General features: G+C 74.8%; 3 protein-coding genes. All 3 read left to right on the top strand.

Translation table 11 applies throughout. The annotated features are described in order from the left end of the window. Positions 1-690, top strand: a 690-nt coding sequence (locus Q0L15_RS18185) for a dienelactone hydrolase family protein (RefSeq protein ID WP_296605862.1), incomplete at its 5' end; no start/stop codon positions are given. Between the two features lie 44 nt (positions 691-734). After that, positions 735-1,061, top strand: a complete 327-nt coding sequence (locus tag Q0L15_RS18180) for a plasmid stabilization protein (RefSeq protein WP_296605861.1) — start codon at positions 735-737, stop codon at positions 1,059-1,061. Between the two features lie 65 nt (positions 1,062-1,126). Then, on the top strand, positions 1,127-1,891 hold the full coding sequence (locus Q0L15_RS18175; protein ID WP_296605860.1) for a sigma-70 family RNA polymerase sigma factor: 765 nt from the start codon (positions 1,127-1,129) through the stop codon (positions 1,889-1,891). Positions 1,892-2,027 lie beyond the last annotated feature (136 nt).

Raw genomic sequence — 2,027 nt, 5'->3', positions numbered from 1 at the left:
GCGTACCTGACCGGCGAGGACGGCCGGCCCGGGGTGCTCCTCTACATCGACGCGATCGGGCTGCGCCCGCAGATCGAGCAGATGGCGGACCGGATCGCGTCGTGGGGGTACGTCGTCCTCGCGCCGAACGTCTTCTACCGCGACGGCCGGGCCGCGGACCTGGCCCCGCAGGAGGACCTGCGCGCACCCGGCGCCCGGGAGGCGTTCTTCGCCTCCGGCGTCGGTGACCGGGTCGCGGCGCTGACCCCGGACCGGTCCGGACCCGACGCCGAGGCGTGGGTCCGCGCCCTCGAGGACCACGCGGGCGACGGCCCGATCGGCGTGACCGGCTACTGCATGGGCGCCCGGCTCGCCGTCCGCACCGGTGGCCAGTTCCCGGGCACGGTGGCCGCCGTCGGCGGCTTCCACGGCGGCGGCCTCGTCACCGACGCCGCCGACAGCCCGCACCTCGCGATCGCGGCGTCGACCGCGGAGTACGCCTTCGGGCACGCGGACCAGGACCGCTCCATGCCGCTCGAGCAGGTCGAGGCGCTCGAGCAGGAGCTCCAGGCGGCCGGCCGTCCGCACCTCAACGAGGTCTACGCGGGCGCCGCGCACGGCTACACGATGGCCGACACCTCGATGTACGACGAAGCCGCCGCCGAACGGCACTTCGCCGTGCTCCAGGGGCTGCTCGCCCGCGCCCTGTGACATCCGGCGACATGGGGCGCCCTGCTCCCGGGTACCGCCCGGGCATGCCTCAGAACCAGTGGAGCAAGAAGCGCGAACGGCAGTACGAGCACATCAAGGACGGCCTCGAGGACCGCGGTCGCAGCGAGGACGAGGCGGAGGAGATCGCCGCCCGCACCGTCAACAAGGAGCGGGCCCGCCAGGGCGAGTCGAAGCAGAAGAGCCGCACCTCGACCCAGGACATCTCCTCCGGGCGCCGCGGCGGCCTCCGCTCGCACTCCGGGTCCGGCGGGCGGACCCGGGACCAGCTCTACGAGGAGGCGAAGCGCAAGAACATCAAGGGCCGCTCCTCGATGACCAAGGCGCAGCTCGAGAAGGCCGTCGGCCGCTGACGACCCCCAGGGGGGCACCCCTTCGGGTGGTGCGGGCCCCGGGGCCCGCTGCGAGGGTCGAAGGCATGGAGGACCGGCGAGCGACCACCCTCCGCCTCTTCGAGGAGGCGGGCCGCGCCGCCGACGGTGAACGGCACGCCCTCGAGGACGAGATCATCCGGCTGAACATGGCCGTCGCCAGCGACTGCGCCCGGCGCTACCGCGGCCGCGGCATCGCCGCCGACGACCTGGAGCAGGTCGCCTACCTCGGGCTGGTGAAGGCGGTCCGGGGCTTCGACCCGGAGCGCGGGCCCGACTTCCTCGCCTACGCCGTACCGACGATCCGCGGTGAGCTGCGCCGCCACTTCCGCGACCTCGGCTGGGCGCTGCGCCCGCCCCGGTCCATCCAGGAGCTCCAGACCCGGATCCTCGCGGTGGAGAGCGACCTGGCCCAGGAGCTCGGCCGCTCGCCGCGGCCCTCCGACCTGGCCCGCTACCTCGAGGTCGACCTCGAGCAGGTCCTCGACGCCCTCGGCGCGAGCGGCTGCTTCACCCCCACCTCGCTGGACGCGCCGGCACCCGAGGGCGAGGACGCCCTCGGCGACCGGCTCGGCGCGCTCGACCCGGCGTTCGCGGACGCCGAGGCCCGGGTGACCCTGCACGCCGTCCTGCGTGGGCTCACCCCGCGCGAGCGCCGGATCCTCGAGCTGCGGTTCTTCGGCGGCTGCACCCAGGCGGAGATCGGCGCCGACATCGGCGTCACCCAGATGCAGGTCTCGCGACTGCTGAACCGGATCCTCGGCCGCCTGCGCGAGCGGTTGCTGGACACGGGCTCTAGCCTGACGGCGTGACACCGGACTCTCCGGAGGAGGTCGCGCGCGCGAGCGCCGCCGCGATGTGGGCGGACGACCGCGCCAGCCGGGCCCTCGGCATGGCGCTCGACGCCGTCGGGCCGGGGACGGCGACCCTGCGGATGACCGTCCGCGA

The organism is Nocardioides sp. (assembly GCF_024509035.1).
Classification (GTDB): Bacteria; Actinomycetota; Actinomycetes; order Propionibacteriales; family Nocardioidaceae; genus Nocardioides.
This window is presented reverse-complemented; position numbering and strand designations above follow the sequence as displayed.